The 23,306-nt window shown below is 69.1% G+C and carries 23 protein-coding genes and 1 pseudogene; 6 read left to right on the top strand and 18 right to left on the bottom strand.

Translation table 11 applies throughout. The features are described from left to right. Positions 1 to 43: 43 nt before the first annotated feature. Together J7I44_RS13535 and polA are read right to left on the bottom strand one after the other, a co-directional pair. Positions 44 to 262: a hypothetical protein gene (locus J7I44_RS13535; RefSeq protein ID WP_209621845.1), complete on the bottom strand. Its 219-nt coding sequence runs from the start codon at positions 260 to 262 to the stop codon at positions 44 to 46. A gap of 424 nt (positions 263 to 686) precedes the next feature. After that, complete coding sequence (gene polA, locus J7I44_RS13530) at positions 687 to 3,413, bottom strand: DNA polymerase I (protein ID WP_209621843.1); 2,727 nt, start codon at positions 3,411 to 3,413, stop codon at positions 687 to 689. A gap of 96 nt (positions 3,414 to 3,509) precedes the next feature. On the opposite strand from polA, the gene J7I44_RS13525 reads away from it, so the two are divergent. Then, positions 3,510 to 3,971 carry a DUF2782 domain-containing protein gene (locus J7I44_RS13525; RefSeq protein ID WP_209621841.1) on the top strand — a complete coding sequence of 154 codons (462 nt, stop codon included), beginning with the start codon at positions 3,510 to 3,512 and terminating at the stop codon, positions 3,969 to 3,971. A gap of 7 nt (positions 3,972 to 3,978) precedes the next feature. Continuing rightward, positions 3,979 to 4,410 (top strand): EamA family transporter, encoded by a 432-nt coding sequence (locus J7I44_RS13520; protein WP_245188180.1) that lies wholly within the window; start codon positions 3,979 to 3,981, stop codon positions 4,408 to 4,410. A gap of 69 nt (positions 4,411 to 4,479) precedes the next feature. Here J7I44_RS13520 and J7I44_RS13515 read toward each other — a convergent pair whose 3' ends face one another. Both J7I44_RS13515 and J7I44_RS13510 read right to left on the bottom strand, forming a co-directional pair. Then, positions 4,480 to 5,007, bottom strand: a complete 528-nt coding sequence (locus J7I44_RS13515; RefSeq protein WP_209621839.1) for an REP-associated tyrosine transposase — start codon at positions 5,005 to 5,007, stop codon at positions 4,480 to 4,482. Between the two features lie 149 nt (positions 5,008 to 5,156). Beyond that, positions 5,157 to 5,870: a glutathione S-transferase gene (locus tag J7I44_RS13510; RefSeq protein WP_209621837.1), complete on the bottom strand. Its 714-nt coding sequence runs from the start codon at positions 5,868 to 5,870 to the stop codon at positions 5,157 to 5,159. Between the two features lie 76 nt (positions 5,871 to 5,946). Between J7I44_RS13510 and J7I44_RS13505 the strand changes: the two genes are divergently transcribed. Further along, the gene (locus J7I44_RS13505) at positions 5,947 to 6,234 is read left to right on the top strand and encodes a hypothetical protein (protein ID WP_209621833.1); all 288 of its coding nucleotides are present in this window, start codon (positions 5,947 to 5,949) and stop codon (positions 6,232 to 6,234) included. A gap of 123 nt (positions 6,235 to 6,357) precedes the next feature. On the opposite strand, the gene purH is transcribed toward J7I44_RS13505, so the two are convergent. From purH to cutA, 12 genes and pseudogenes are all read right to left on the bottom strand, one after another. After that, the gene (gene purH / locus J7I44_RS13500; protein WP_209621831.1) at positions 6,358 to 7,962 is read right to left on the bottom strand and encodes a bifunctional phosphoribosylaminoimidazolecarboxamide formyltransferase/IMP cyclohydrolase; all 1,605 of its coding nucleotides are present in this window, start codon (positions 7,960 to 7,962) and stop codon (positions 6,358 to 6,360) included. 112 nt (positions 7,963 to 8,074) lie between these two features. Further along, positions 8,075 to 8,365 (bottom strand): helix-turn-helix domain-containing protein, encoded by a 291-nt coding sequence (locus J7I44_RS13495; protein WP_245188184.1) that lies wholly within the window; start codon positions 8,363 to 8,365, stop codon positions 8,075 to 8,077. Positions 8,366 to 8,542: 177 nt separating this feature from the next. Continuing rightward, entirely contained in the window at positions 8,543 to 9,319 is a 777-nt protein-coding gene (locus J7I44_RS13490) for a zinc-ribbon and DUF3426 domain-containing protein (protein WP_209621823.1), read from the bottom strand. Positions 9,320 to 9,783: 464 nt separating this feature from the next. Then, positions 9,784 to 10,680, bottom strand: a complete 897-nt coding sequence (gene prmA / locus J7I44_RS13485) for a 50S ribosomal protein L11 methyltransferase (protein WP_209621820.1) — start codon at positions 10,678 to 10,680, stop codon at positions 9,784 to 9,786. Between the two features lie 116 nt (positions 10,681 to 10,796). After that, positions 10,797 to 12,164: an acetyl-CoA carboxylase biotin carboxylase subunit gene (gene accC / locus J7I44_RS13480; RefSeq protein ID WP_209621812.1), complete on the bottom strand. Its 1,368-nt coding sequence runs from the start codon at positions 12,162 to 12,164 to the stop codon at positions 10,797 to 10,799. Beyond that, positions 12,130 to 12,588, bottom strand: a pseudogene (locus J7I44_RS13475) (four helix bundle protein). The gene accC and the pseudogene J7I44_RS13475 overlap by 35 nt, the downstream one beginning before the upstream one ends. Before the next feature lie 17 nt (positions 12,589 to 12,605). Continuing rightward, positions 12,606 to 13,073, bottom strand: a complete 468-nt coding sequence (gene accB, locus J7I44_RS13470) for an acetyl-CoA carboxylase biotin carboxyl carrier protein (protein WP_209621808.1) — start codon at positions 13,071 to 13,073, stop codon at positions 12,606 to 12,608. A gap of 56 nt (positions 13,074 to 13,129) precedes the next feature. Next, complete coding sequence (gene aroQ, locus J7I44_RS13465) at positions 13,130 to 13,573, bottom strand: type II 3-dehydroquinate dehydratase (RefSeq protein ID WP_209621805.1); 444 nt, start codon at positions 13,571 to 13,573, stop codon at positions 13,130 to 13,132. A 338-nt stretch (positions 13,574 to 13,911) separates the two neighbouring features. After that, positions 13,912 to 14,439: a TlpA family protein disulfide reductase gene (locus J7I44_RS13460; protein WP_209621802.1), complete on the bottom strand. Its 528-nt coding sequence runs from the start codon at positions 14,437 to 14,439 to the stop codon at positions 13,912 to 13,914. Position 14,440: 1 nt separating this feature from the next. Further along, positions 14,441 to 16,630 (bottom strand): protein-disulfide reductase DsbD family protein, encoded by a 2,190-nt coding sequence (locus J7I44_RS13455; protein WP_209621799.1) that lies wholly within the window; start codon positions 16,628 to 16,630, stop codon positions 14,441 to 14,443. Positions 16,631 to 16,703: 73 nt separating this feature from the next. Next, positions 16,704 to 17,600 (bottom strand): DMT family transporter, encoded by an 897-nt coding sequence (locus J7I44_RS13450; protein WP_209621795.1) that lies wholly within the window; start codon positions 17,598 to 17,600, stop codon positions 16,704 to 16,706. Positions 17,601 to 17,659: 59 nt separating this feature from the next. Next, positions 17,660 to 18,004, bottom strand: coding sequence for a divalent-cation tolerance protein CutA (cutA, locus tag J7I44_RS13445; protein WP_209621792.1), 345 nt, complete (start codon positions 18,002 to 18,004; stop codon positions 17,660 to 17,662). A gap of 490 nt (positions 18,005 to 18,494) precedes the next feature. On the opposite strand from cutA, the gene groES reads away from it, so the two are divergent. Both groES and groL read left to right on the top strand, forming a co-directional pair. Then, positions 18,495 to 18,788, top strand: coding sequence for a co-chaperone GroES (gene groES / locus J7I44_RS13440; RefSeq protein WP_049623107.1), 294 nt, complete (start codon positions 18,495 to 18,497; stop codon positions 18,786 to 18,788). Positions 18,789 to 18,910: 122 nt separating this feature from the next. Continuing rightward, positions 18,911 to 20,563 carry a chaperonin GroEL gene (groL, locus tag J7I44_RS13435; RefSeq protein ID WP_209621789.1) on the top strand — a complete coding sequence of 551 codons (1,653 nt, stop codon included), beginning with the start codon at positions 18,911 to 18,913 and terminating at the stop codon, positions 20,561 to 20,563. Between the two features lie 159 nt (positions 20,564 to 20,722). Here the strand turns inward: groL and J7I44_RS13430 are convergent, their stop codons facing one another. Next, positions 20,723 to 22,060: an aminotransferase-like domain-containing protein gene (locus J7I44_RS13430; protein ID WP_209621786.1), complete on the bottom strand. Its 1,338-nt coding sequence runs from the start codon at positions 22,058 to 22,060 to the stop codon at positions 20,723 to 20,725. 17 nt (positions 22,061 to 22,077) lie between these two features. After that, positions 22,078 to 22,707 carry a LysE family translocator gene (locus tag J7I44_RS13425; RefSeq protein WP_209621783.1) on the bottom strand — a complete coding sequence of 210 codons (630 nt, stop codon included), beginning with the start codon at positions 22,705 to 22,707 and terminating at the stop codon, positions 22,078 to 22,080. 178 nt (positions 22,708 to 22,885) lie between these two features. Here J7I44_RS13425 and J7I44_RS13420 point away from each other — a divergent pair, with 178 nt between their 5' ends. After that, the gene (locus J7I44_RS13420) at positions 22,886 to 23,212 is read left to right on the top strand and encodes a YciI family protein (protein WP_209621780.1); all 327 of its coding nucleotides are present in this window, start codon (positions 22,886 to 22,888) and stop codon (positions 23,210 to 23,212) included. Positions 23,213 to 23,306: the final 94 nt, after the last annotated feature.

The raw sequence follows: 23,306 nt of genomic DNA, 5'->3' as shown, positions 1-23,306 counted from the left end.
CGGGACCTGTCAAGCGCGCCGCGCGTACGCGGCGCGCCGGACTTCAGCGCTTCTTGACGAAACCGCCGATGGTCAGCAGGCCGCCGACCACGATGCCGGCGATGCCCAGCCACTGCGGCACGGCCTTCTCGTGCGTCGCTTCGATCTTGGCGGGGCCGAGCTGGGCCACCGTGTCGGTCTGCTTGTAGCTGCCGTTGCCCAGGGTCACCCAGATGCCTGCGACCAGCAGGATGATGCCGACGATGATGAGTCCTGCACGCATGAGCCGCCTCCTCGGTTGGTGTGACCTGATCTTAGCGGGCTCGGCCGTGAACGGGCGAAAAAAAGCCCCGAAGGCTAGGGGGAACCTTCGGGGCCGGGGGTGGATGCGAAGCCCAGGGGAGAGGTTCGCATCCGTGTGGCCCGCTCAGGGAGGTGGACGGGCCGTGGATGCCGTTGCGTGCATCCGGAACATTGGATGCGTCCGGGTCAGGAAAGTTTCAAGGGAGGCGTTCGGGGGCGTCGGAATAGGTCAGGATTGGTTCATTCGCGAGATCTTGCGCCCTCTCCCCTCCGGGGAGAGGGCCGGGGTGAGGCGCGGGGCTCGCGGGGAAATGCATCGGAGCCAGCGCTTTTTTTAACTCTCCCGCGAGCCCCGACCCCTCACCCAACCCTCTCCCCAGAGGGGAGAGGGCTCAAAAGCGGAGCTAGTGCGCCTGCTCCCAGTTTGCGCCGACGCCGACGTCCACCACCAGCGGCACGGCCAGCTCGGCGGCGCCGGACATCCGTTCGATCACCGCCTGGCGCATGCTGTCCACCGACTCTTCCTGCACCTCGAACACCAGTTCGTCGTGCACCTGCATCAGCATGTGCGCGTCGTTGCGTTCGGCAAGGTAGGCGCCCATGGCGATCATCGCCCGTTTGATGATGTCCGCCGCGCTGCCCTGCATCGGTGCGTTCACCGCGGCGCGCTCGGCGCCGGAGCGCAGCGCCTGGTTGCGCGCCTTGAGGTTTTCCAGATACAGCCGCCGGCCGAAGATCGTTTCCACGTAGCCGTCGCGGTGGGCCTGCTCGCGGGTGGCGTCCATGAACGCGCGCACGCCGGCGAAGCGCGAGAAATAGCGCGCCATGTAGTCGCTCGCCTCGCCACGGTCGATGCCCAGTTGCCGGGCCAGGCCGAATGCGCTCATGCCGTACATCAGGCCGAAGTTGATCGCCTTGGCGGCACGGCGCTGGTTGAGCGTGATGTCCTCGGGCGCCACGCCGAAGACCTCGGCAGCGGTCGCGCGGTGCACGTCGCCGCCGCTCTTGAACGCGCGCAGCAGCGCCTCGTCGCCGGACAGGTGCGCCATGATGCGCAGCTCGATCTGCGAGTAGTCGGCCGCCATCACCACCCAGCCCTCCGGCGCCACGAACGCGGCGCGGATGCGCCGGCCCTCGTCGGTGCGCACCGGGATGTTCTGCAGGTTCGGGTCGGAGGAGGAGATGCGCCCGGTCGCCACCGCCGCCTGGTGATAGCAGGTGTGCACGCGGCCGGTGCGCGGGTTGACCATCGAGGCCAGTTTGTCGGTATAGGTCGAGCGCAGCTTGGCCAGGCCGCGATAGTCCAGGATCAGCCGTGGCAGCGCGTGGTCGTCGGCAATCGCCTCGAGCGCTTCCTCGTTGGTCGAGGGCTGGCCCTTGGGCGTCTTCACCTTGGCCGCCAGGCCGAGCTGGTCGAACAGGATCGCCTGCAACTGCTTGGGCGAGTCCAGGCTGAACGCACAACCGGCCTCCGCATAGGCCTGCTGCTGCAGCTCGTGCATGCGCTTGCCCAGCTCCTGGCTCTGCTTGCGCAGTTCGTCGACGTCGATCAGCACGCCCTTGCGTTCCATGCCGGCGAGGATGGGCGCCAGCGGCACTTCGATCTCTTCGTACACGCGCTTGAGCGCCGGCACGGTGTCGAGCATCGGCTGCAGCGCCTGGTGCAGGCGAAGGGTGATGTCGGCGTCTTCGGCGGCGTAGCGGCAGGCGGTGTCCAGGTCCACTTGGGAGAACGGGATCTGCTTGGCGCCCTTGCCGGCGACGTCCTCGTACCGGATCGTCTGGTAGTTGAGGTAACGGCTGGCCAGGGAGTCCATGTCGTGGCGCGTGGCGGTGGCGTTCCACACGTAGGAGGCCAGCATGGAGTCGTGCCTGAGCCCCTCGACGACGATGCCGTAGTGCGACAGCACGTTGATGTCGTACTTCGCATGCTGGCCGAGCTTCGCGACGGCCGGGTCCTCGAACAGCGGCTTGACCGCGTGCAGCACCTGGTCGCGGTCGAGCTGCCAGGGCGCGCCCGGGTAGTCGTGCGCGAGCGGGATGTAGCAGGCCTTGCCGGCCTCCACCGCGAACGACAGGCCGATCAGCTCGGCACGCATGGCGTCGATGTCGCTGGTTTCGGTATCGAAGGCAATCAACGGCGCCTCGCGCAGCACCTTCAGCCAGTGCTCGAAGCGTTCGGGCGAGGTCACCAGCTCGTACTCGCCAGGTTTGGCCGCCGCCGGCGCCGGCGTGTGCGGCGCGGGGGCGACCGCGGCGACAGGCGCGGGGCCCGGTTCGCCGAGCGTTTCCGCGTCCAGCTCCCTCAGCGCCGCCTTGAACTCGTAGCGGGTGAACAGCTCGCGCAGCGCGGCGGTGTCGCGCTCGCGCAGGGTGAGGTCGGTCGGGCCGTGTTCGAGCTCCAGGTCGGTGCGGATGGTCACCAGCTCGCGCGAGAGCGGCAGCTTGGGCAGCGCCTCGCGCAGGTACTCGCCGATCTTGCCGCCGATCTTGTCGGCGCTGGCGATCACGCCGTCCAGCGAGCCGTATTCGGCCAGCCATTTGGCCGCCGTCTTGGGGCCGCATTTGGTCACGCCCGGCACGTTGTCGACGCTGTCGCCGGTGAGCGAGAGGAAATCGACGATGCGCTCGGGCGGCACGCCGAACTTCCCGGTCACGCCGGCGATGTCCAGCGTGGTGTTGGTCATGGTGTTGATCAGCTTCACGTGCGGGCCGACCAGCTGCGCCAGGTCCTTGTCGCCGGTGGAGATCGTCACGTCGATGCCCTGCGCCGCGGCCGCCTGCGCCAGCGTTCCGATCACGTCGTCGGCTTCCACCCCCGGCACGCACAGGATCGGGAAACCGAGTGCGCCGACGATCGCCATCATCGGCTCGACCTGCGCGCGCAGGTCGTCCGGCATCGCCGCGCGGTTGGCCTTGTACTCGGCGTAGATGTCATCGCGAAAGGTGCGCCCGGGCGCGTCGCAGACGAAGGCCAGGTACTCCGGCTGCGCCTTCAGCGTCGCGCGCAGCATGTTGACCACGCCGAACAGGGCGCCGGTCGCCTCGCCGCGCGCGTTGGTCAGCGGCGGCAGCGCGTGGAAGGCGCGGTAGAGGTAGGAGGAGCCGTCGATCAGGATGAGCTGTGCCATCCGGGCATTCTCGCATGCGTGCCATGAGGTCGCGGTTCACCGGGCCGCGCCAGGGCCGCTGCTATGCTCGCGGCACATTTCCCCGGACCCGAAGCCATGAAGCTTGCCGTCGCGCTCGTCCTCGTTCCCGCCTTCCTCGCCGCGCCCGCTTTCGCCCAGTCGACGCCGCCGCCGGTGAACGTGCCACCGCCGCCGGGGATGAACGATCCGGGCGTCAAGGCGAGCGCGCCCACGCCGGCGCAGCCGCAGGCCGCGACGCCGGCGCGCAGCGGCACGTCGATTCTGCCGCGCAAGCCCGAACCGATCCGGTCGGGCGAGCCGATGCCCGAGGTCAGCGTGCACCAGCAGGGCGAGAACGTGGTGCAGGAATACCGCCGCAACGGCCAGCTCTACATGGTGGTGGTCACCCCGCCGAACGGCATCGCGCAGACCTACATGGTCGATCCGAGCGGCCGGCTGGTCGACGAGCATGGGCAGAAGCCGACGCGGCCGGTGATGTACAAGATCCTGGAGTGGGGCAAGTCCAAGCCCGCGCCGGCGTCCTCCGCGGGCGACTGAGCTGGTCATGGACCTGCGCCAGAGCTGGCTGCTGTTCGCGCTGGGCTCGGCGTTCTTCGCCGCGCTCACCGCGCTGTTCGGCAAGCTCGGCGTGGCCGGGATCAACTCCAACCTGGCCACTTTCATCCGCACGCTGGTGATCCTGGCGGTCACCGCCGGCATCCTCAGCCTGCGCGGCGAGTGGGCGCGGCCTGCGGGACTGCCATGGCACAGCTGGGTGTTCCTGGTGCTCTCGGGGATCGCCACCGGACTGTCCTGGCTGTGCTACTACCGCGCACTGCAACTGGGCCCGGTAAGCAAGGTCGCGCCGATCGACAAGCTCAGCGTGGCGATGGTGATCGTGCTGGGGCTGGTGTTCCTGGGCGAGAAGCCGAGCCTGTCGGTGCTGGTCGGCGGTGGGTTGATCGTCGCCGGCGCGATCGTCATCGCGTTGTTCTGAGGGATGGTGGGCTCAAGCCGGTCCTACGCGTCCACGGATATTCGTAGGGTGGGCTTCAGCCCACCAGCACTACTCGCCGAAGCGCGTGCGCGCGTCGCCTTCCTTCGTGCCCGCCCAATCCTGCGCCAGCAGTCCTCGGGCTACGTAGCGGTGGACGCTTGACCAAGGCCAATCTCTGACCTGATCCACATGCCCGTGCTTGACGGGGTTGTAGTGGATGTAATCGATGTGGTTCCGGAAGTCCCCTTCGTCACGGATCGTATGCTCCCAAAAGCGGCGTTGCCACACGCCGCGCTCGCGTCGGGAACGGCGTGCTGGCGGACCGCCGTCCGGCAGGTTCCGCGAAAAGCTGGCTTTCAGGTGCGCGACGCGCGTGGCGTAGTCTGCATCGTCACTCGGCAACGTGCAGAGCAGGTGCAGGTGTTCGGGAAGCACCACCATTGCCTCCACGCTGAAAGGCCTGGCACGAAGTGCCTGCCGGAGTGCCGCCCGCAACAGATCGATGTGCTGCGTCAGCAGGGCGCTGTTCCGGTCGGCGAGTGCGAGGGTGAGGAAGAAGGTGCCGCCCGGTTGCCATGTACGCAGGTAATTGCTCATCGCCACAGCGTCGGTTGCCAGCCCTTGATGCGGCAGCGGGGGGCGGCGCCGTGGCGGGTAGGTTTTGCGCGAGGTTGCAGTGGGCTGAAGCCCACCCTACGTCCGCGACTTGCAGTCGTAGGGTGGGCTTCAGCCCACCGCAACCAGCGTCAGGCCGGATCGTCCAGCGCGGGGTAATGGCGGAAGATGCCCTGTTCGTTGAACGGCAGGCGCCGCGGCGAGGCGAGGTAGGCGGCGATGCGCGGGCGCCGGGCGATGTCCTCGGCGAGCGCGCACAGGCGCGGCAGGTCCTTGCGCAGGCGGCGCATGGCGTTGGGGAAGGCGTAGTCCAGGCCGGCCATGAGCTGGAACAGCGACAGGTCGACGTAGGAGTGTTCGCCCAGTGCGTGGCGGCCGTCCGAGCGCGCCAGCACCTGCTCGAAATAGCCCAGGTACTTGGGCAGGCGATGCTTGCGCAGGTCGGCCGCGCGGCGCTCGGCTTCCTGCTGCTGATCCTCGTAGTAGAGGCTGGCGGCGACCGGATGGTGGCTGTCGTGGACCTCGGCGACCAGGTCGGCGATGGTCAGCTGCAGCTGGTTGGCGTAGATGCGCCGCGCCTCGCCCTCGGGTACCAGCCGCAGGTGCTGGCCCAGGTAGGCCAGGATGGCGGCAGTCTGCGCGATCAGCAGGTGGCCGGCACGCAGGAAGGGCGGGGCGAACGGCAGCGCGTCTTCGGTGCTGTCGCCGGCGAGGAAGGGATCCATCACCGCATCGCCGCGGTTGCGGGCGACGTCGATGTAGTCCGCGCCGGCGTCTTCCAGCGCGAGCCGGACGAATTCGCCACGTCCCTGGATGCCGGTCCAGTAGTAGAGCTCGTAGGTCATGGTCGGGCCTCCGCGTATCGCCCAAGGCTCGCAATGCACACCACAAGGGGCCGTGAGGGCGCACAATCGGCGCCGTATGGATCAAGCCCGTTTCGAAGCGTCGCTCGCCGGGGGTACGCCGCCCGCCGGCCTGTCCGGACACCTGCAGGCGCTGTGGTGGCTGGGCCACGGCGAGCCCGAGCGCGCGCACCACCTGGTGCAGTTGATGGAGGACGCGGGCGCCGCCGCGATCCACGCGCACGTGCATCGGCTTGAAGGCGACCTGGACAACGCCCGCTACTGGTACGGGCGGGCTGGCGCGCCGTTCTGCAACGATCCGCCGCAGCAGGAATGGCGGCGGTTGGTGCAGCGCTTTGCGGAGTGATCCTTTCCTCCGCCCTCCGAGGAGGGTGGCGCCACGGTGACGATCAAATTGCGCTGGCGGGAGGGCCGCGCTCCGCCGGCCCTGCACAGACCGGCCCTCTCCCGCCGAGAGGGGCCTCAAGGCTCAGTGGCGGAAGTGGCGCATGCCGGTGAACACCATCGCCATGTCGTGCTCGTCGGCGGCGGCGATGACCTCGGCGTCGCGCATGGAGCCGCCCGGCTGGATCACCGCCGCGATACCCGCCTCGGCCGCGGCATCGATGCCGTCGCGGAACGGGAAGAACGCGTCGGAGGCCATCACCGAGCCACGCACTTCGAGCTTCTCGTCGGCGGCCTTGATGCCGGCGATCTTCGCGCTGTACACGCGGCTCATCTGGCCGGCGCCGATGCCGATGGTCTGCCGGTGCCTGGCGTAGACGATCGCGTTGGACTTGACGAACTTGGCCACCTTCCAGGCAAAGATCAGGTCGTCGATCTGCTCGGGCGTGGGCGCACGCCTGGTGACTACCTTGAGGTCGGCGGCGCCGATCATGCCGGTGTCGGCGGTCTGGATCAGCAGGCCCGAGCCCACGCGCTTGACGTTCATGCCCGGGTGCGGCGCACGCAGGTCACCGTCCGCCGGCGGCGGGATCTCCAGTACGCGCACGTTGCCCTTCTTCGCGAAGGCCTTCAGCGCCTCCTCGGCGTAACCGGGCGCCAGCACCACCTCGACGAACTGCCGCTCGACGATGGCGCGCGCGGTGGCGCCGTCGAGCGGGCGGTTGAACGCGATGATGCCGCCGAACGCGGAGGTGGGGTCGGTCTGGAAGGCCAGGTCGTAGGCCCTGGCCGTCCCGTCCAGGCTCACCGCCACGCCACAGGGGTTGGCGTGCTTGACGATCACGCAGGCCGGCTTGACGAAGCTGCGCACGCACTCCCACGCGGCGTCGGCGTCGGCGATGTTGTTGAAGGACAGCTCCTTGCCCTGCAGCTGGCGGAAGGTCGCCAGCGTGCCCGGCGCGGGATAAAGGTCGCGGTAGAACGCCGCGCTCTGGTGCGGGTTCTCGCCGTAGCGCAGGTCCATCAGCTTGACGAAGCGGCCGTTGGCCTGGCCGCCGAAGGTTTCGTGACCGGCGATCGCATCGTGCGCGTCGTTGAGCTTGAGCGACGAGAGGTAGTCGCTGATCGCGCCGTCGTAGTCGGACACGCGGTTGAATGCGGCCACCGCGAGCCTGAAGCGCGTGGCGCGCGATAGGCCGCCGTCGCGCTCGATCTCGGCGAGCGCGTCCTCGTACTGCTCCGGCGCGGTCAGCACCGCCACGTCCGCCCAGTTCTTCGCGGCCGAACGCAGCATCGCCGGGCCGCCGATGTCGATGTTCTCGATGGCCTGTTCCAGCGTGCAGTCGGGTTTGGCGACGGTCTGCTCGAACGGATAGAGGTTCAGGACCAGCAGGTCGATCGGCGCGATGCCGAGCTCGGCCATCACCGCGTCGTCCGTGCCGCGCCGGCCGAGCAGGCCGCCGTGCACTTTCGGGTGCAGCGTCTTGACGCGGCCGTCCATGATTTCCGGGAAGCCGGTGAGCTCGCTGACGTCGGTCACGGCAATGCCGGCATCGCGCAGCGCCTTGGCGGAGCCGCCGGTGGAGAGCAACTGCACGCCCTTGGCGGCCAGGCGCCGCCCCAGATCGATCAGCCCGGTCTTGTCGGAGACGCTGAGCAGGGCGCGGCGGATCGGAGTGACGGCGGGCATGGCGGCTTCCAGGTGGGGGAAGCCGCCAATTATAACCCGATGAAGGTGGAATGCTGTTTGGACGGCCAGACGGCCAAAGCGCGAGGACGCCTCGCCACGTCGGGCGTGGCGCTTACAGCAGGCCGTGCGCGGCCAGCTTCTTGCGCAGCGTGGCGCGGTTGATGCCCAGCACGGCGGCCGCACGGCTCTGGTTGCCGTCGTGGAAGGCCAGCACTTCGCTGAGCAGCGGGCCCTCGACCTCGCGGATCACCAGCGCGTGCAGGCCCTCGTCGCACTCGGTATCGCCGATGTCGGCCAGGTAGCGGCGCACGATACGGCTGACGCACTCGCCCAGCGCGCTCTGCGACGACGGGGTCTCCCGGACGGCCTCGTTGACAGGCAATCGGACGGCGTTCACAGGCAGTACCTCACGAGCGACGCGGCGGCTCGCGTGGGCCGCTGCAGTGGTTATGGTGGATCTCGCCGGCATGGCGCGCTTGGCATGCGACGGAAGCATGCGCGAGCGGTCGAGTGTACCGGCGCCGGGCGATAAATTTAAGTGCTGCCGCCCGTAGCCGTTCGTTTCAATCGAAACCGTCGCTCACTCGAAACCGAATTCGAAGGCCACCGCGCGGTTGCCGGGGTCGGCGACTTCGATCAACAGCGCCGCACTGGCGCCTGGCGCCAGGCCGGCGCGCAGCACGGCGGCATCGTCCAGGTATTCGGACGGGTGCAGACGGCGCATGGCCAGTCGATGCCCGTCGGCGTCGGACAGCGTCAGCGAGACCACCGGGTAGGGCTGGGTGAACGGGGCGTCGTTGCGAACGGTGGCGCTGATCATCAGTGCGCCCGGCACGCTCGGGTGCGCCTGCACGTCCCGCGCGACCAGGTGCAGGCGGTGCACGTCACGCACCAGCGGCAGCCGGCAGCCGAGCGAGATGCAGGCCTGGCGCAGCCACGCGCCGATGGTCGGGTCGCTGATCAGCACGTCGCGCTTGGCCCAGGCGACCTGGGCGGCCAGCAGCAGCGCCAGCGATAGGCAGGTGACTACCCAGGGCCAGCGCCGCGGGAGCTTGCGCGCGGCCCGCCGATCCTGCACGAAGCCGGGCGTGAAAGCGGGCGCCGCCGGGGCTTCGGCCACGGCAACCGGCACGTCTTCGCGAGGCCGGTAGATCGCCACCTCGAGTTTGGGTGCTTCCTCCGAGCGTGTGTGGCCGGGAAGCAACCGGAAGGGCTCCGGTGGCAGCTGCTCGGCGAGCGTGTCCAGCGCGTCGAACAGGGTTTCGCAGTTGCCGCAGATCACTGCCCCGCGCGCATGCGCCAGCACGCTCGCGTCGAGCGAGAAGACGGTGCGGCAGTCGGGGCACTGGGTGTACATGTGGGCAAGAGTAAAGGGAAAGCCGGCGTTTGTCGGAGCGCGTGCGCACGTTGTCCGAGGCAATGACGCACAACTGCACGCTTGGCGCGTTGTCGCTGACCGAGCCTTCCCCCGCGGCAGCGGGGGAAGGTCCCGAAGGCGGATGGGGGCTCTTCGCGCAGTGTTGGAGGGTTGAGCAGGTTAAGCGGAGGGCTTCCCCCAAGACCTCCCCCATCCGCCCTGCGGGCACCTTCCCCCGCAGGCGGGGGAAGGATCAGGTGGGGCGGCAGTGCCGCGGATGCGGGCCGGTTGTCGCGCGCGCCTTCGCTCGGGGTGCAGGACTATTCGGCGTAGCGCGCACGGAGGCCTTCCTGTGTGCGCTGAAAAGAGCTTGTCGGCAGGGGGGCTTTGTGCAGGAGCGAACCTGAGCGCGACCGCCATGCATCACCGTCGCGCTCAGGGTGCGCTCCTACAGGATGCAGCGTTCAGCGGCGGTGGCCGCTGATGCGGATCCAGTCTTCGCGTGCGTCCACGCGCAGGTCGTCGAACCATTCGGCGTAGCGCGCCAGCAATTCGTCCTGCTGACCAGCCAGGATGCCGGAGAGGGCGAAGGGTGCACCGCGCTTGCAGGCGGCGGCGAAGGTGGGGGCGAGTTCGCCCAGCGGTCCGGCCAGGATGTTCGCAACGAACACGTCGGCCGGCGCCTTGGGCTCCTCACCCGGGAGGAACACGCGGAGTCGATCGGCCACGCCGTTGCGTTCGGCATTGTCGCTGGACGCCGTCAGTGCCTGCGGGTCGTTGTCGACACCGACCGCTCCGGCGGCGCCGAGCTTGAGCGCGGCGATGGCCAGGATGCCCGAGCCGCAGCCGTAATCGGTCACCTGCCTGCCCGCCAGTTGCAGCCCGTCGAGCCACTCCAGGCACAGTGCGGTCGTCGGGTGCGTGCCGCTGCCGAAGGCCAGGCCCGGGTCGAGTCGCACGACCACGATCTCCTCGTCGGCGGGCGGCTCGATGTTCCACGGATAGATCCACAGCCTTTGCCCGAACGGCATCGGCTTGAACTGGTCCATCCAGGCGCGTTCCCAATCCTCGTCGGCGACGTCGCGGAAGGCGAGCTGGTCCGGCTCCAGCCAGGGCAACAGCTCACCCAGCGCTTCGACCAGGCCCCGGCGGTCGGTGCCGGCCTCGAACAGCGCGTCGAGCGTGATCGTCGGCCACAGCGGCAGCTCGCCCACGCCCGGCTCGAAGATCGCCTGTTCGTCGGGCGTCTCGGCGTCGGCGTCGCGCAGGGTGATCGACAGGGCGCCCAGGTCGTCGAGGGCTTCCTCCACGCGCGGCTGCTGCTCGGCGCGGAGGGTGAGGGCAAGTTCAAGCCAGGGCATGGAGGTGCTCGTTCGTTCGTTGCAGGAGCCCAGGTGTGGGCGATGCTCTTGCTCTGGTGGGTGGACGAAGAGCATCGCCCACGAGTGGGCTCCTACAGGGGGGGGGGCGGCGGTTGTTACTCGCCGCTGGCCTTCTGTTCCTTCTGCTCGGCCATGCGCTTTTCCAGGTAATGGATGTTCTGGCCGCCGTGCTGGAAGCCGGCGTCGGCCATGATGCGCTGCTGCAGCGGGATGTTGCACTTGACGCCTTCGATCACGGTCTCGGCCAGCGCCAGGCGCATGCGGCAGATCGCGGTCTCGCGGTCGGGGCCGTAGACGATCAGCTTGCCGATCATCGAGTCGTAGTTGGGCGGGATGCGGTAGCCGTCGTACAGGTGGGTATCCACGCGCACGCCCGGGCCGCCCGGCGCCTCGAAGCGCTTGACCGTGCCGGGGCTGGGCATGAACGTGTCCGGATCCTCAGCGTTGATGCGGCATTCGATGGCGTGGCCGCGGATCTGGATGTCTTCCTGCTTGATCGAAAGCTTTTCGCCGCCGGCGATCAGCAGCTGTTCGCGCACCAGGTCCACGCCGGTGATGAACTCGGTCACCGGATGCTCGACCTGAATGCGGGTGTTCATCTCGATGAAGTAGAAGCGGCCGTTCTCGAACAGGAACTCGAACGTGCCGGCGCCGCGGTAGCCGATGCGGATGCAGGCATCCACGCAGACCTTGCCGATCTGCGCGCGCAGCTCCGGCGTGATGCCCGGCGCCGGCGCTTCCTCGACCACCTTCTGGTGGCGGCGCTGCATGGAGCAGTCGCGCTCGCCCAGGTGGATCGCGTTGCCCTGGCCGTCGGCCAGCACCTGGATTTCCACGTGGCGCGGGTTCTCCAGGAATTTCTCCATGTACACCATGTCGTTGCCGAAGGCCGCCTTGGCCTCCTGCTTGGTCATGGTGATGGCGTTGCCCAGGTGCGCCTCGGTGCGCACCACGCGCATGCCGCGGCCGCCGCCGCCGCCGGCCGCCTTGATGATCACCGGGTAGCCGATCTCGCGCGCGATGCGCATGTTCTCTTCGACGTTGTCGCCGAGCGGGCCACCGGAACCGGGCACGCACGGCACGCCGGCGGCCTTCATCGCCTTGATCGCCTCGACCTTGTCGCCCATCAGGCGGATTACGTCGGCGGTCGGGCCGATGAAGATGAAGCCGGACTGCTCGACCTGCTCGGCGAAATCGGCGCGCTCGGAGAGGAAGCCGTAGCCGGGATGGATCGCCTGCGCGTCGGTGATCTCCGCCGCCGCGATGATGCGCGGGATGTTGAGGTAGCTGTCGACCGACGGCGCCGGGCCGATGCAGATCGCCTCGTCCGCCAGGCCCACGTGCTTGAGGTTGCGGTCGGCGGTGGAATGCACCGCGACCGTCTTGATGCCAAGGCTGTGGCACGCGCGCAGCACGCGCAGCGCGATCTCACCACGGTTGGCAATGACGACTTTTTCTAGCATGGGAATAGGGAATCGTTAATGGGGAATCGTAGTGCGGCACGATGGCTCATTGCGCACCTCCTGGGAACTCAATGTGTTGAGCAGGGCGGTCAGCCTTGCAAACACCCGGTCGACCAATCCAGGCAGGTTGGCTGGCGCCTGCCCGTACTTCAATCGTTCGGCGATCTGGCATTGCGTATCCAGTTCGGAAAGCGAGCCGCGTGCCATGGACAGAAACCGCCGGAACTCCGGCCTCGAGCGCGGCTCCTTCGGCGATGTTGGACGGAATGCTTACCGCTGCACGCCGGATCTTCGCCGTCAGCCCAAAGCGCTCATCATCGGGAAAGGAACCGGAAAAGTCGTAGACCATCTCGACAAGCTCCATGGCGTCCTGCCAGACCAGCAAGCCGGCATGCGGCCGCTTGAACGATTCCCTGTTCACCATTCCCGATTCCCAGCCCCTCAGGCAATCACGAACATCGGCTGGTCGAATTCGACCGGTTGTCCGTTCTCGATGAGGATCGCCTGCACGGTGCCGGCGACGTCGGCCTCGATCTGGTTGAACATCTTCATCGCCTCGATGATGCCCAGCGTCTCGCCGGCCTTGACCTGCTGGCCGACCTTGACGAAGGCGGCCGCGCCCGGCGTGGCGGAGGCGTAGAAGGTGCCGACCATCGGCGCCTTGACCACGTGACCCTCGGGCAGGGCGTTGGCGGCGGGCGCGGCGTCGGCGGCAACGGGCGCGGCAGCCGGTGCCGGCATGGGCGCAACCGGGGCGGCCTGCATCGTCATCGGCGCGGCGGCAACGGTCATGCCGCCGGTGGGCACGCGCGAGAGGCGCACCACTTCTTCGCCTTCCTTGATTTCCAGTTCCGCGAGGTTGGATTCCTCGAGCAGGTCGATCAGCTTCTTGATCTTGCGCAGATCCATGGGAGTGCCTTCTTGTTCGGGGCCGCGCGGGCGGCCGGTCGGGTCTTAAAGGAAAATCAGGCCGGCGCGAGCCGCTGCAGGGCGGCCTGAAGCGCGAGCGAATAACTGTGGGCGCCGAAGCCGCAAACCACTCCCGCTGCCAGGTCGGACAGATAGGAGTGCCGGCGGAACGGCTCGCGCGCGTGCACGTTGGACAGGTGCACCTCGATGAACGGGATCGCCACCGCCGCCAGCGCATCGCGCAGGGCGACGCTGGTGTGGGTGAAGGCCGCCGGGTTGATCAGGATCCAGTCGATGCCCTCATCGCGCGCCTGCTGCACGCGTTCGACCAGGGCGTGCTCGGCGTTTGACTGGAAACTGATCAACTCGTGCCCGGCCGCCTGCGCCTGCTGCGACAGTCGCGCATCGATGTCCGCGAGCGTGTCACGCCCGTAGACCTCCGGCTCGCGCGAGCCCAGCAGGTTGAGGTTGGGCCCGTGCAGGACCAGCAGTTTCGCCACGCGACACCTTGGCAGCCAGCCGGAGGGGTCCGGCGAGGGAGCGAAGTGTGCGCGCGCTTAGCGATGTTGTCCACTTCGGCGCAGTTCGGCGATGTTCGGCGGAGAACTGGCGCACAAACCGTGCGTGGGCGTATGTAGACCTGACCGGTCCCGTGGGAGCGGACCGTTGCGCGACCGGGGGACCTCGGCGCGGCCGGCCTCCCGGTCGCGCCCAAGGGCGCTCCCACGACGATGCTCCGCATACAACCGGGCTGGCCAGATCTCTGCAGGAGCGCCCTCGGGCGCGACCGTGGGCTACCACGGCGCGGTCGGTCCTCCCCGTCGCGCTCACATGCGCCCTACGGGGAGCTCGTGCCGAGCCAGCGCTCCAGCGTGGCCGGATCCAGCAGCCCGGCGTGGCTTGCCAGCACCGTGCCGTCCGCATCGAGCAGGACGCTGTAGGGCAGCACGCTGGCGCTGTCGCCCAGTTGCCGTGCACTGTCGGGATCGTCCAGCCGGCCGAGCAGGATCGGGTAATTCACCGGGTAGGCCTGGAGGTAGGCGCGCACGTTCTCGGGTGTATCCATGGCGATGCCGATCACCACCGGACGGTCGCCCCCGAAGCGGGCCTGTGCCGCGGCGAGGGCAGGCATCTCCTTGAGGCAGGGCCCACACCAGCTGGCCCAGAAGTTCACCACCACGCGGTGGCCGGCGTAATCGGCGAGGGTGTGCATGCGGCCCTCCAGGTCGGGCAACGGCAGCGCCGGCACCGGTCGGCCGACCAGGTCCGCCCCGTGCCGCTCGCGCGACGCGTGCTGCAGCCAGCCGCCCGCTGCGGCGGCAAGCACCGCCAGGGCGAGGATCAGCCAGCTCGCGCGGGTCATCATGTCAGCGCGCCGCCTCGGTCAGGGCCTGCTCGACCAGCCCCGACGTGAGCACCGTCGGCAGCTTGCGCCCTTCGCCACCACCGCGCGGGAACACCACGTACAGCGGAACGCCCGGGGAGTGGTACTGCTCCAGGAAGGCGGCGATGGTCGGGTTGACGTCGGTCCAGTCGCCTTTCATGTAGACCGCGCCGGTGCGCTGGAGCAACGCACGGAAGGCGGCCGTGTCCAGCACCGTGTGCTCGTTGGCCTTGCAGGTGACACACCAGTCGGCGGTCATGTCGACGAACACGGGCGTGCCGGCAGCACGCAGCTGGGCCAGCTTTTCCGGGCTGTAGGCGACCGTTCCGGCCTGGGCCTGTGCCGCGCGCACCGGCGCCGGCAATTGCGCCAGTGCGTACAGCGGCACCGCGGTGGCCAGCAACGCCAGCAGCACCGGCGCGCGCACCAGCCCGGCACGGCCGCGGCTGCGCTCGAACCACCAGAGGGTGAGCGCCAGGAACACCGCCGCGACCAGCAGCAGGCCGACCGCGTCCGCGCCGCGCTGGTTGGCCAGCACCCAGGCCAGCCAGGCGGCGGTGAGGTACATCGGGAAGGCGAGCAACTGCTTGAGCGTCTCCATCCATCGCCCCGGCCGCGGCAGCCGCCGCGCCAGCGCAGGCACGAAGCCGACCGCCAGGAACGGCAACGCCAGGCCCAGGCCGAGCACCACGAACACCAGCAACGCAGATACCGCGGGCGCGGCGAAGGCGTAGGCCAGCGCCGTACCCATGAAGGGCGCCGTGCAGGGACTGGCCACCACCACCGCCAGCACGCCGGTGAAGAAATCGCCGGCCATGCCGCCACGCGAGGCGAGCCTGGTGCCGGTATTGCCCAGCGAGGCGCCGAACTGCACCAGCCCGGACATCGACAGGCCCACGGCCAGCATCACCAGCGCCAGCACGCCGACCAGCAACGGCTGTTGCAGTTGCGTGCCCCAGCCGAGCGCATGGCCGGCCGAGCGCAGGGCGAGGATGCCCAGCCCCAGCGCCACGAAACTCACCAGCACGCCAGCGGTATAGGCGATCGCGTGGGCCCGCGCGCGCGCCGGGCTCTCGCCGCTTTCCAGCAGGCCCACCGCCTTGATCGACAGCACTGGCAGCACGCACGGCATCAGGTTCAGCACCAGGCCGCCGCCGAGGGCGAGCAGCAAGGCGAGCCACAGGCTGGTCTGCAGCGGGCCCTGCGTGGCCGGGGCAGGCGGCGCTTCCGGCGCAGTGGCGGCGGGCGTGCCGGTGGTCGGGGCCACGCTAGCCAGGTCGACGTCCAGCACGCGGGTCATCATCGGGTAGCACAGGCCGCCGTCCTGGCAGCCCTGGAAGCTGGCCTCCAACGCCAGGCGCGTGCGACCGCCGAGGTCGCCCGTGACGGTCACCGGCAAATCCAGCTCGTTGAAGTAGACGGTGACGTTGCCGAAGTGCGGATCGTCCTTGCGCGTGCCGGCCGGCCACTGCGGCACCAGCGCCAGGCCCTCGCCGTCGCGCAGCTGCAGCCGGGTCTGGTCGCGGTAGAGGTAATAGCCGGGCGGCATCGTCCAGCGCAGCAGCAGGTGCTGGCGGTCCTGCGGCACCGCCTCGAGCCTGAATGCCTGCCCGGCGGGGAGCGGGGTGTCGCTGCCGGTGGAGCCGTGGGTCGCGCCCAGGCTCTGCAGGGCGGCACCGAGCGATCCGCCACCGGTGGTCGCGATGCCGGCCGCGGGCAGCGGCAGGTCCAGTTGCTCGGTATGCGGCGGGTAGCAGATCTTCGGATCGACCTCGTGGCAACCCTGGAACTGCACGCCCAGGCGCAGCCGCGTGGCGCCCGGCGCCACCGTGTACGGCACGCTGGCGTCGATCGCGTGGTGGTAGATCTCCACGTCGCCCAGGTACTCGTCGTGGTGCTTCTCGCCGTCGGGGAAAGTGGGCTCGCCCAGCGATACGCCGTCGGCCGGCTTCAACTTCATCCGGCCGCGGTAGAGGTAGTAGTCCGGCGCGATCTCCCAGTGCAGCTTGAGCACGCCGAGGGTAGAGGCGTCGGCCGAGAGCTTGTAGGCCTCGGTGACCGGCAGCAGGCCGTCGTCTTCCTGGGCGTACGACGGACGCGCCAGTGCGGCCAGGCACACGAGCAGCATCAGCAACGGCAGGCGGGCGGCCAGGCGGCCGATCATCGGGCGCATCGCGTCTCCAGGGGCACGGGGCGGGAGATCCATTATGGACCCATCGCGCCGCGAGCCTCCGTCGGTTGCGGCCTTATGTCTCCTCGACCGCCAGCGGCCGCAGCGCGCGCCGCGGGCGCACCCGTCCGGTGGTGAGCGCCGTGCCGAGCAGAATCACTGCGCAACCGCCGAGCATGCGCATCGTCACCGGCTCACCCAGCAGCAGGGCGCCCCACAGCACGCCGAAAGCGGGGATCAGGTAGGGAATGACCATGATGCGCTGCGCGCCCACGCGTGCCAGCACCCAGAAGAACAGCACGTAGGCCAGTGCGGTGCACAGCACGGCCAGCCCCGCCGCCGCGAGCCACGCCTGCATCGGCGGCGGCTGAGTCGGCCAGGCCAGCACGGTCGTCGGCAATAACACCAGGGCGGCCACCATGTGGCTGCCGATCGTCACCACCAGCGGGCTGACGCTTGCCAGGCGCAGGTGCGAGTAGTGCACGGCGTAGCCGTAGAGCACGGTGGCGGCCACGCAGGCGAGCAACCCCATGCCGGCGCCTGGGGCCACCTTGAGGCCGCCTTCGACCAGCCAGAGGATGCCCGCGAAACCGGCCACCAGCCCGGCCCCACGCCAGCCGTCCAGCCGCTGGCCCAGCCACAGCCAGCCGATCAGCGCGGCAAACATCGGTGTCATGCCGTCAACAATCGAGGCGACGCCCGCCGGCAGGCTGCGCGTGGCGAAGGTGAACAGCAGGAAGGGCAGCGCCGAGTTGGTCACCCCGACCACGGCGATCGGCCACCCGTGCTCGCGCCATTCGGCCAGGCGGCGGCGCGAGGCCAGCAGCGGCAGGAAGCACAGCGCCGCGCCGATGGCGCGCAGGCCGGCCAGCGGCAGCGCGCCGAACGCCCCGGCGCCCATGCGCATGAACAGGAACGAGCCGCCCCACAGGGCGCCCAGCGAGAGCAGGACGGCGTAGTCGATCTTCTTCATCGTGGGGCAGGCGGGAACGGGGAGACGCAAGTGTGCGGCAGCGCCACTGACAACGGCTGTCAGCAGTCTTGCGGGGCCTCGGCTGTCGCTTCGCGCACCCAGGCCAGGTAGGGAGGATGCGCGTGCTCGACCGGCACGGCGATCAGCTCCGGCAGGTCATACGGATGCAGCGCCAGCAGGCGCGTGCGCAAGGCCTCGAAGCGGGCGGCGGTGGTCTTGATCAGCAGCAGGCATTCGCTGTCGGTGGTGACTTCGCCTTGCCAGCGGTAGGTCGAGACGATCCCGGGAAGCTGGTTCACGCACGCGGCCAGGCGCTCGGCCACCAGCGCCTCGGCGATGCGCCGGGCGCTGCCGGTGTCGGGACAGGTGCAGTAGCAGAGCAGGACGGGACGAGTATCGGCCATGGCGCGAGATGGTAGCCCTTCTCCCCTCGGGAGAAGGAGCTGGGGAGAGGGTTCGGTATCGCCTCGCTCCGCCCGGACCCTCACCCGCCTTCGGGCACCTCTCCCGGAGGGTGGGGGATTCGTCTTTGGGCTTGCGGCAGGCGCTTCGACTTCGCCCTGCGGGCTACGCTCAGTGCGAACGGAGTCTCCGGGTCCTTGGCGGAACAAGAGTAGTGCCGAAGCCAGGGCGGCTAAGACTCCTGATCCGCGGGAAGGAAAGCATTCGTCCTGAGCGTAGGCGCACAGCGCCGGAGTCGAAGGACCGCCATGACCCGTCGGCCGTCGCCCCTTGAATCACACGTCGCGTCCCCCCATCTGCTGAGCCATTCGACGTCGCGGCCTCTTGCAGGGGCCGTTTGCGTCGCTAGAATTGGCACTCACCGTCACCGAGTGCTAACAGCCTCAGGGTGATCCTCACCTCCTTTCAACCCGAACTAGTGGAGTTCCGTCCATGAGCAAACTGCGTCCGCTGCACGATCGCGTCATCGTCAAGCGCCTGGAAGAGGAGCGCGTCTCCGCCGGCGGCATCGTCATCCCCGACAGCGCCACCGAGAAGCCGACCCGCGGCAAGGTCATCGCCGCCGGCACCGGCCGCATCCTGGAAGACGGCAACGTCCGTCCGATGAGCCTGAAGGAAGGCGACGTGGTGCTGTTCGGCAAGTACGCCGGCCAGGAAATCAAGATCGACGGCGAAGAGCTGGTCTTCCTGAAGGAAGACGACATCGTGGCGGTGATCGAGGGTTGATCGTCTGGCGGTTGGCTGAGCGCGTGGAAGCAAGAGCGCGCACGCCAGTCGCCTTCGGCTCCTTCTGGAAACATCCCGCGGAATTTTCCGTACCTATTCAAATTTTTTGAGGCAAAAAATTTATGGCAGCCAAAGAAGTCCGCTTCGGCGAAGACGCCCGCTCGCGCATCCTCAAGGGCGTGAACACCCTGGCCAACGCGGTCAAGGTCACCCTCGGCCCGAAGGGCCGCAACGTCGTGCTCGAGAAGAGCTTCGGCGCCCCGACGATCACCAAGGACGGCGTGTCCGTCGCCAAGGAGATCGAGCTGGCCGACAAGTACGAGAACCTCGGCGCGCAGATCGTCAAGGAAGCCGCTTCCAAGACCTCCGACGTCGCCGGTGACGGCACCACCACCGCCACCGTGCTGGCGCAGGCGTTCATCCAGGAAGGCCTCAAGGCGGTCGCCGCCGGCATGAACCCGATGGACCTGAAGCGCGGCATCGACAAGGCCGTGACCGCGGCCGTCGGCGAGCTGAAGAAGCTCTCCAACCCGACCGCCGACGACAAGGCGATCGCCCAGGTGGGCACCATCTCGGCCAACTCCGACTCCAACATCGGCGACATCATCGCCACCGCGATGAAGAAGGTCGGCAAGGAAGGCGTGATCACCGTCGAGGAAGGTTCGGGCCTGGAGAACGAGCTCGACGTCGTCGAGGGCATGCAGTTCGACCGCGGCTACCTGTCGCCGTACTTCATCAACAACCAGCAGTCGCAGCAGGTTGAACTTGACGACCCGTTCATCCTGATCCACGACAAGAAGATCTCCAACGTCCGCGAGCTGCTGCCGATCCTCGAAGGCGTCGCCAAGGCCGGCAAGCCGCTGCTGATCGTCGCCGAGGAAGTCGAGGGCGAGGCGCTGGCCACGCTGGTGGTCAACACCATCCGCGGCATCGTCAAGGTCGCCGCCGTCAAGGCGCCGGGCTTCGGTGACCGTCGCAAGGCCATCCTGGAAGACATCGCGATCCTGACCAACGGCCAGGTGATCTCCGAGGAAGTGGGCCTGCAGCTGGAGAAGGCCACCATCAACGACCTGGGCCGCGCCAAGCGCGTGGTGATCACCAAGGAAAACACCACCATCATCGACGGTGCGGGCGAAGCCGATCGCATCCAGTCGCGCATCAGCCAGATCAAGGCGCAGATCGAGGAGACCTCCTCCGACTACGACCGCGAGAAGCTGCAGGAGCGCGTGGCCAAGCTGGCCGGCGGCGTGGCCGTCATCAAGGTCGGTGCCGCCACCGAGGTCGAGATGAAGGAGAAGAAGGCCCGCGTCGAAGACGCCCTGCACGCCACCCGTGCGGCGGTCGAGGAAGGCGTGGTGCCGGGCGGCGGCGTCGCCCTGATCCGTGCGCTCAAGGCCGTCGAGGGCCTGACCGGTGATAACACCGACCAGAACCTCGGCATCGCGATCACCCGCCGCGCGCTGGAAGCGCCGCTGCGCGCGATCGTCGCCAACGCCGGCGAAGAGCCCTCCGTGATCCTCAACAAGGTCAAGGACGGCCAGGGCAACTTCGGCTACAACGCGGCCACCGGCGAGTTCGGTGACATGGTGCAGATGGGTATCCTGGATCCGACCAAGGTGACCCGCACCGCGCTGCAGCACGCCTCCTCGGTCGCCGGCCTGGCGATCACCACCGAGGCGATCGTGGCCGAGCTGCCGAAGAAGGACGAAGGCCACGGTGCTGGTGCCGGTGGCATGGGCGGCGGCATGGGTGGCATGGGCGGCATGGACTTCTAAGTCCTTCGCTTACCGCTGTATCGAAGAAAACCCCGCCTCGCGCGGGGTTTTCTTTTGCCTGCTGTTCTTTTTGTAGGAGCCCGCTCGCGGGCGAAGTTCCTGGCTCGGATAGCCACCAGGACAGGAGCGTCGCCCGCAAGCGGGCTCCTACGCGGTGTGCTAACCGGTCTTGGGGCCGTGCGCGAGCAGGTGCGCCAGCGCCTCCAGTGCCTCGCGCAGCTCGGCACTGGAGGCGGTCGAGGACAGGGCAAGGCGTACGCCGGCCCATCCGCGCACGCCGGCAAGGCGGAACTCGCCATCCGCTGCCACCGCCACGCCGTGCCGGCGGGCGTGGAAGGCGAAGCGCTCGGCATCCCACGGTTTTGCCAGCGGCAGCCAGCCATGCGTTCCGAATGCCGGCGCGCGGTAGCCGTGGCCACCCAGCAACGCCGCTGCGATCGCCTGGTGCTGCATCGCATCCTGCCGGCGCGCCTGAACCAGTTCGTCCATCAGGCCGGTGCCCAGCCAATGCGCGGCGATCTCGGCCAGGACCGGCGAAGCCATCCACACGGCAGCGCGCAGGTGCCGCCGGTAGGCATCCACCAGCGCGCGCGGCACGTGCACGAAACCCGTGCGCAGGGCGAAGCCGGCCAGTTTGGACAGGCCCACGATCAACAGCGTGCGCTCGGGCGCCAGCGCGCACAGCGGCAAGGTTGCGGGGTCCATCGGAAGCAGGTCGTCATCTTCGATCACCCACAAGTCGTGCTTCTCCGCCACGGCTGCCAGCGCCTGCCGGCGCCTTGCGCTCCAGTGCAAGGCCAGCGGGTTGGAGCAGCTGGGCGAGGCGTACAACGCGCGCAGTCCACGCGTGACAGCCAGTGCCTCGACCGCCTCCGGCTTTGGGCCTTCAGCGTCCACGGCGACCGGTAGCAGACGTGCCCCCACGAACTCGGCCGCCGCCACCAGACCGGGGTTGACCAGCGGCTCACAGGCCATGCCGCCGCCCTCGCCAACGGCGCTGCGCAAGGCGACCAGCAGCCCCGCCTGCGCTCCGGGAGTGACGAACGTGCGGCACGGCTGCGCGTCGATGCCCAGCGTGGACAGCCATTGCGCCGCCGCCTCGACGTGCTGCGGCGCCTCGCTGGCCTGGCCGGCGCGGTCGAGCAGGGCGTGCGCGCGTCCGTTGGCCAGTCGCGCGAAGGCATCGCGCAGCAGTGCGGACGCGTTCAGATGGCGCGGCACCCGCGGTGCGTTCATCGCCAGGTCGTGCAGGCCCGCGGCCGGCGGTGGGCTCGATGGCGCGGCTGGCCGTGCCACGACCGTCCCGCTGCCCACCCGGGCGTGCAGCCAGCCGCGCCGCGTGGCTTCGGCGTAGACCCGCGTCACGGTCGCGACCGACACGCCCCAGCGTCGCGCCGCCGCGCGCTGCGAGGGCGCCGGCTGGCCGGGTTGCAGCGTGCCGCTGGCAATCTCGCTCTCGAGCGTGCGCAGCAACTGTTGCCAGGTCGGGACGGTCATGCCGCCATTTTCGCAGTTCAGCGGTCCGCCAGCGGCACCAGCGCGAGCAGCACCGCGACGGCCACCAGGCAGGCGCCGGAGCCAGCCTGGCGCAGACGCACGGCGCGTGCCGAATGCGCCAGCCGCCCGGCCGCCGAGGCCATGGCGGCATAGGCGCCCAGTACCGGCAGCTCGATCGCCACGCACAGCGCGGCGAGCAGCGCGTACTGCGGAACCAGCGCGTGGCCCGGCGTGACGAACAAGGGCAGCAGCGCGCCGAAGAAGATGATCGACTTGGGATTGGCCAGCTGCCCGATGAGGCCTTCGGTGAACGGCCGAACAGTGTCGGCGGCTTTGCCCGGGGGCGCACTGTCGCTGGCAGTCCAGGCGTCATGGATGGCGGCGAGCCCGCGCCAGGCGAGGTAGGCGGCACCGACCAGCTTCAGTGCGTGGAACGCGACCGGCGAGGCGCGCAGCAGCAGGCCCACGCCCAGCGCCGACAGGGCGAGGTAGCCCACGTTCGCGAGCTGGATGCCGAGCGCCACGCGCAACCCAGCCAGGGTGCCGCGCGCCATGGCGTGCGAGGCGGTGAGCAGTACCGCCGGCCCGGGGGTGATTGCGAACAGGCCCTGCAGCAGGGCGAAGGCGAGCAGCTTCTCGTGATGCATCAACGTGGCCTCGGAGGAAACATGCGCATGGTCGTGGGCGCCTCCCGGCCGCGCGCGGGGCGTGGTGGAGAAAGCACGAAGTGTCCCAGGACACTTTGCGCGGTTTGCCCGGGACGGGCGCGCCGCCCGAGGGCGCAGCCGGCAGGATGGTCGGCCTCTGCAACCCACGGAGTCGCCGATGTCCGATCTCGACCTTCCCCACGTCCTGGTGATCTACGAGCCGGCCGAACGCTATCCGTGCGGTACGCCCACCCAAGTGGCCCAGGCGCTGGCGGCCATGCCTGAGATGGCCGTGCACATGGCGCGGCTGGGCGAAGCGGCCGCGCGGGGCGAGATCCTGCTGGGCGGACCGGCGAGTGGGCGCGACGGCCGGCCACAAGGCGGGATGGTGGTCTTCCGCGGGCTCGACCTGGCGGCCGTGGCGGCGTTCGTGGCGGACGACCCGGTGGTGCGCGAGGGCATCGAGCGGGCGCGCGTATGCCGGTTCGAGCCCGTGCTGGGCTAGGCGCGGCCGGATTGACGACAGGGCGCGGCTCGCGGCGGAAGGGTTCTTCGCCGCCGGGGCCCGCGCCTACGCTGGAGACCAACGTGCGGCTGGC

Source organism: Frateuria flava, assembly GCF_017837635.1.
Taxonomy (GTDB): Bacteria; Pseudomonadota; Gammaproteobacteria; order Xanthomonadales; family Rhodanobacteraceae; genus Frateuria_A; species Frateuria_A flava.
Note: the sequence above shows the minus strand (reverse complement) of the source record. Positions and strands in the feature narration are given on the sequence as shown.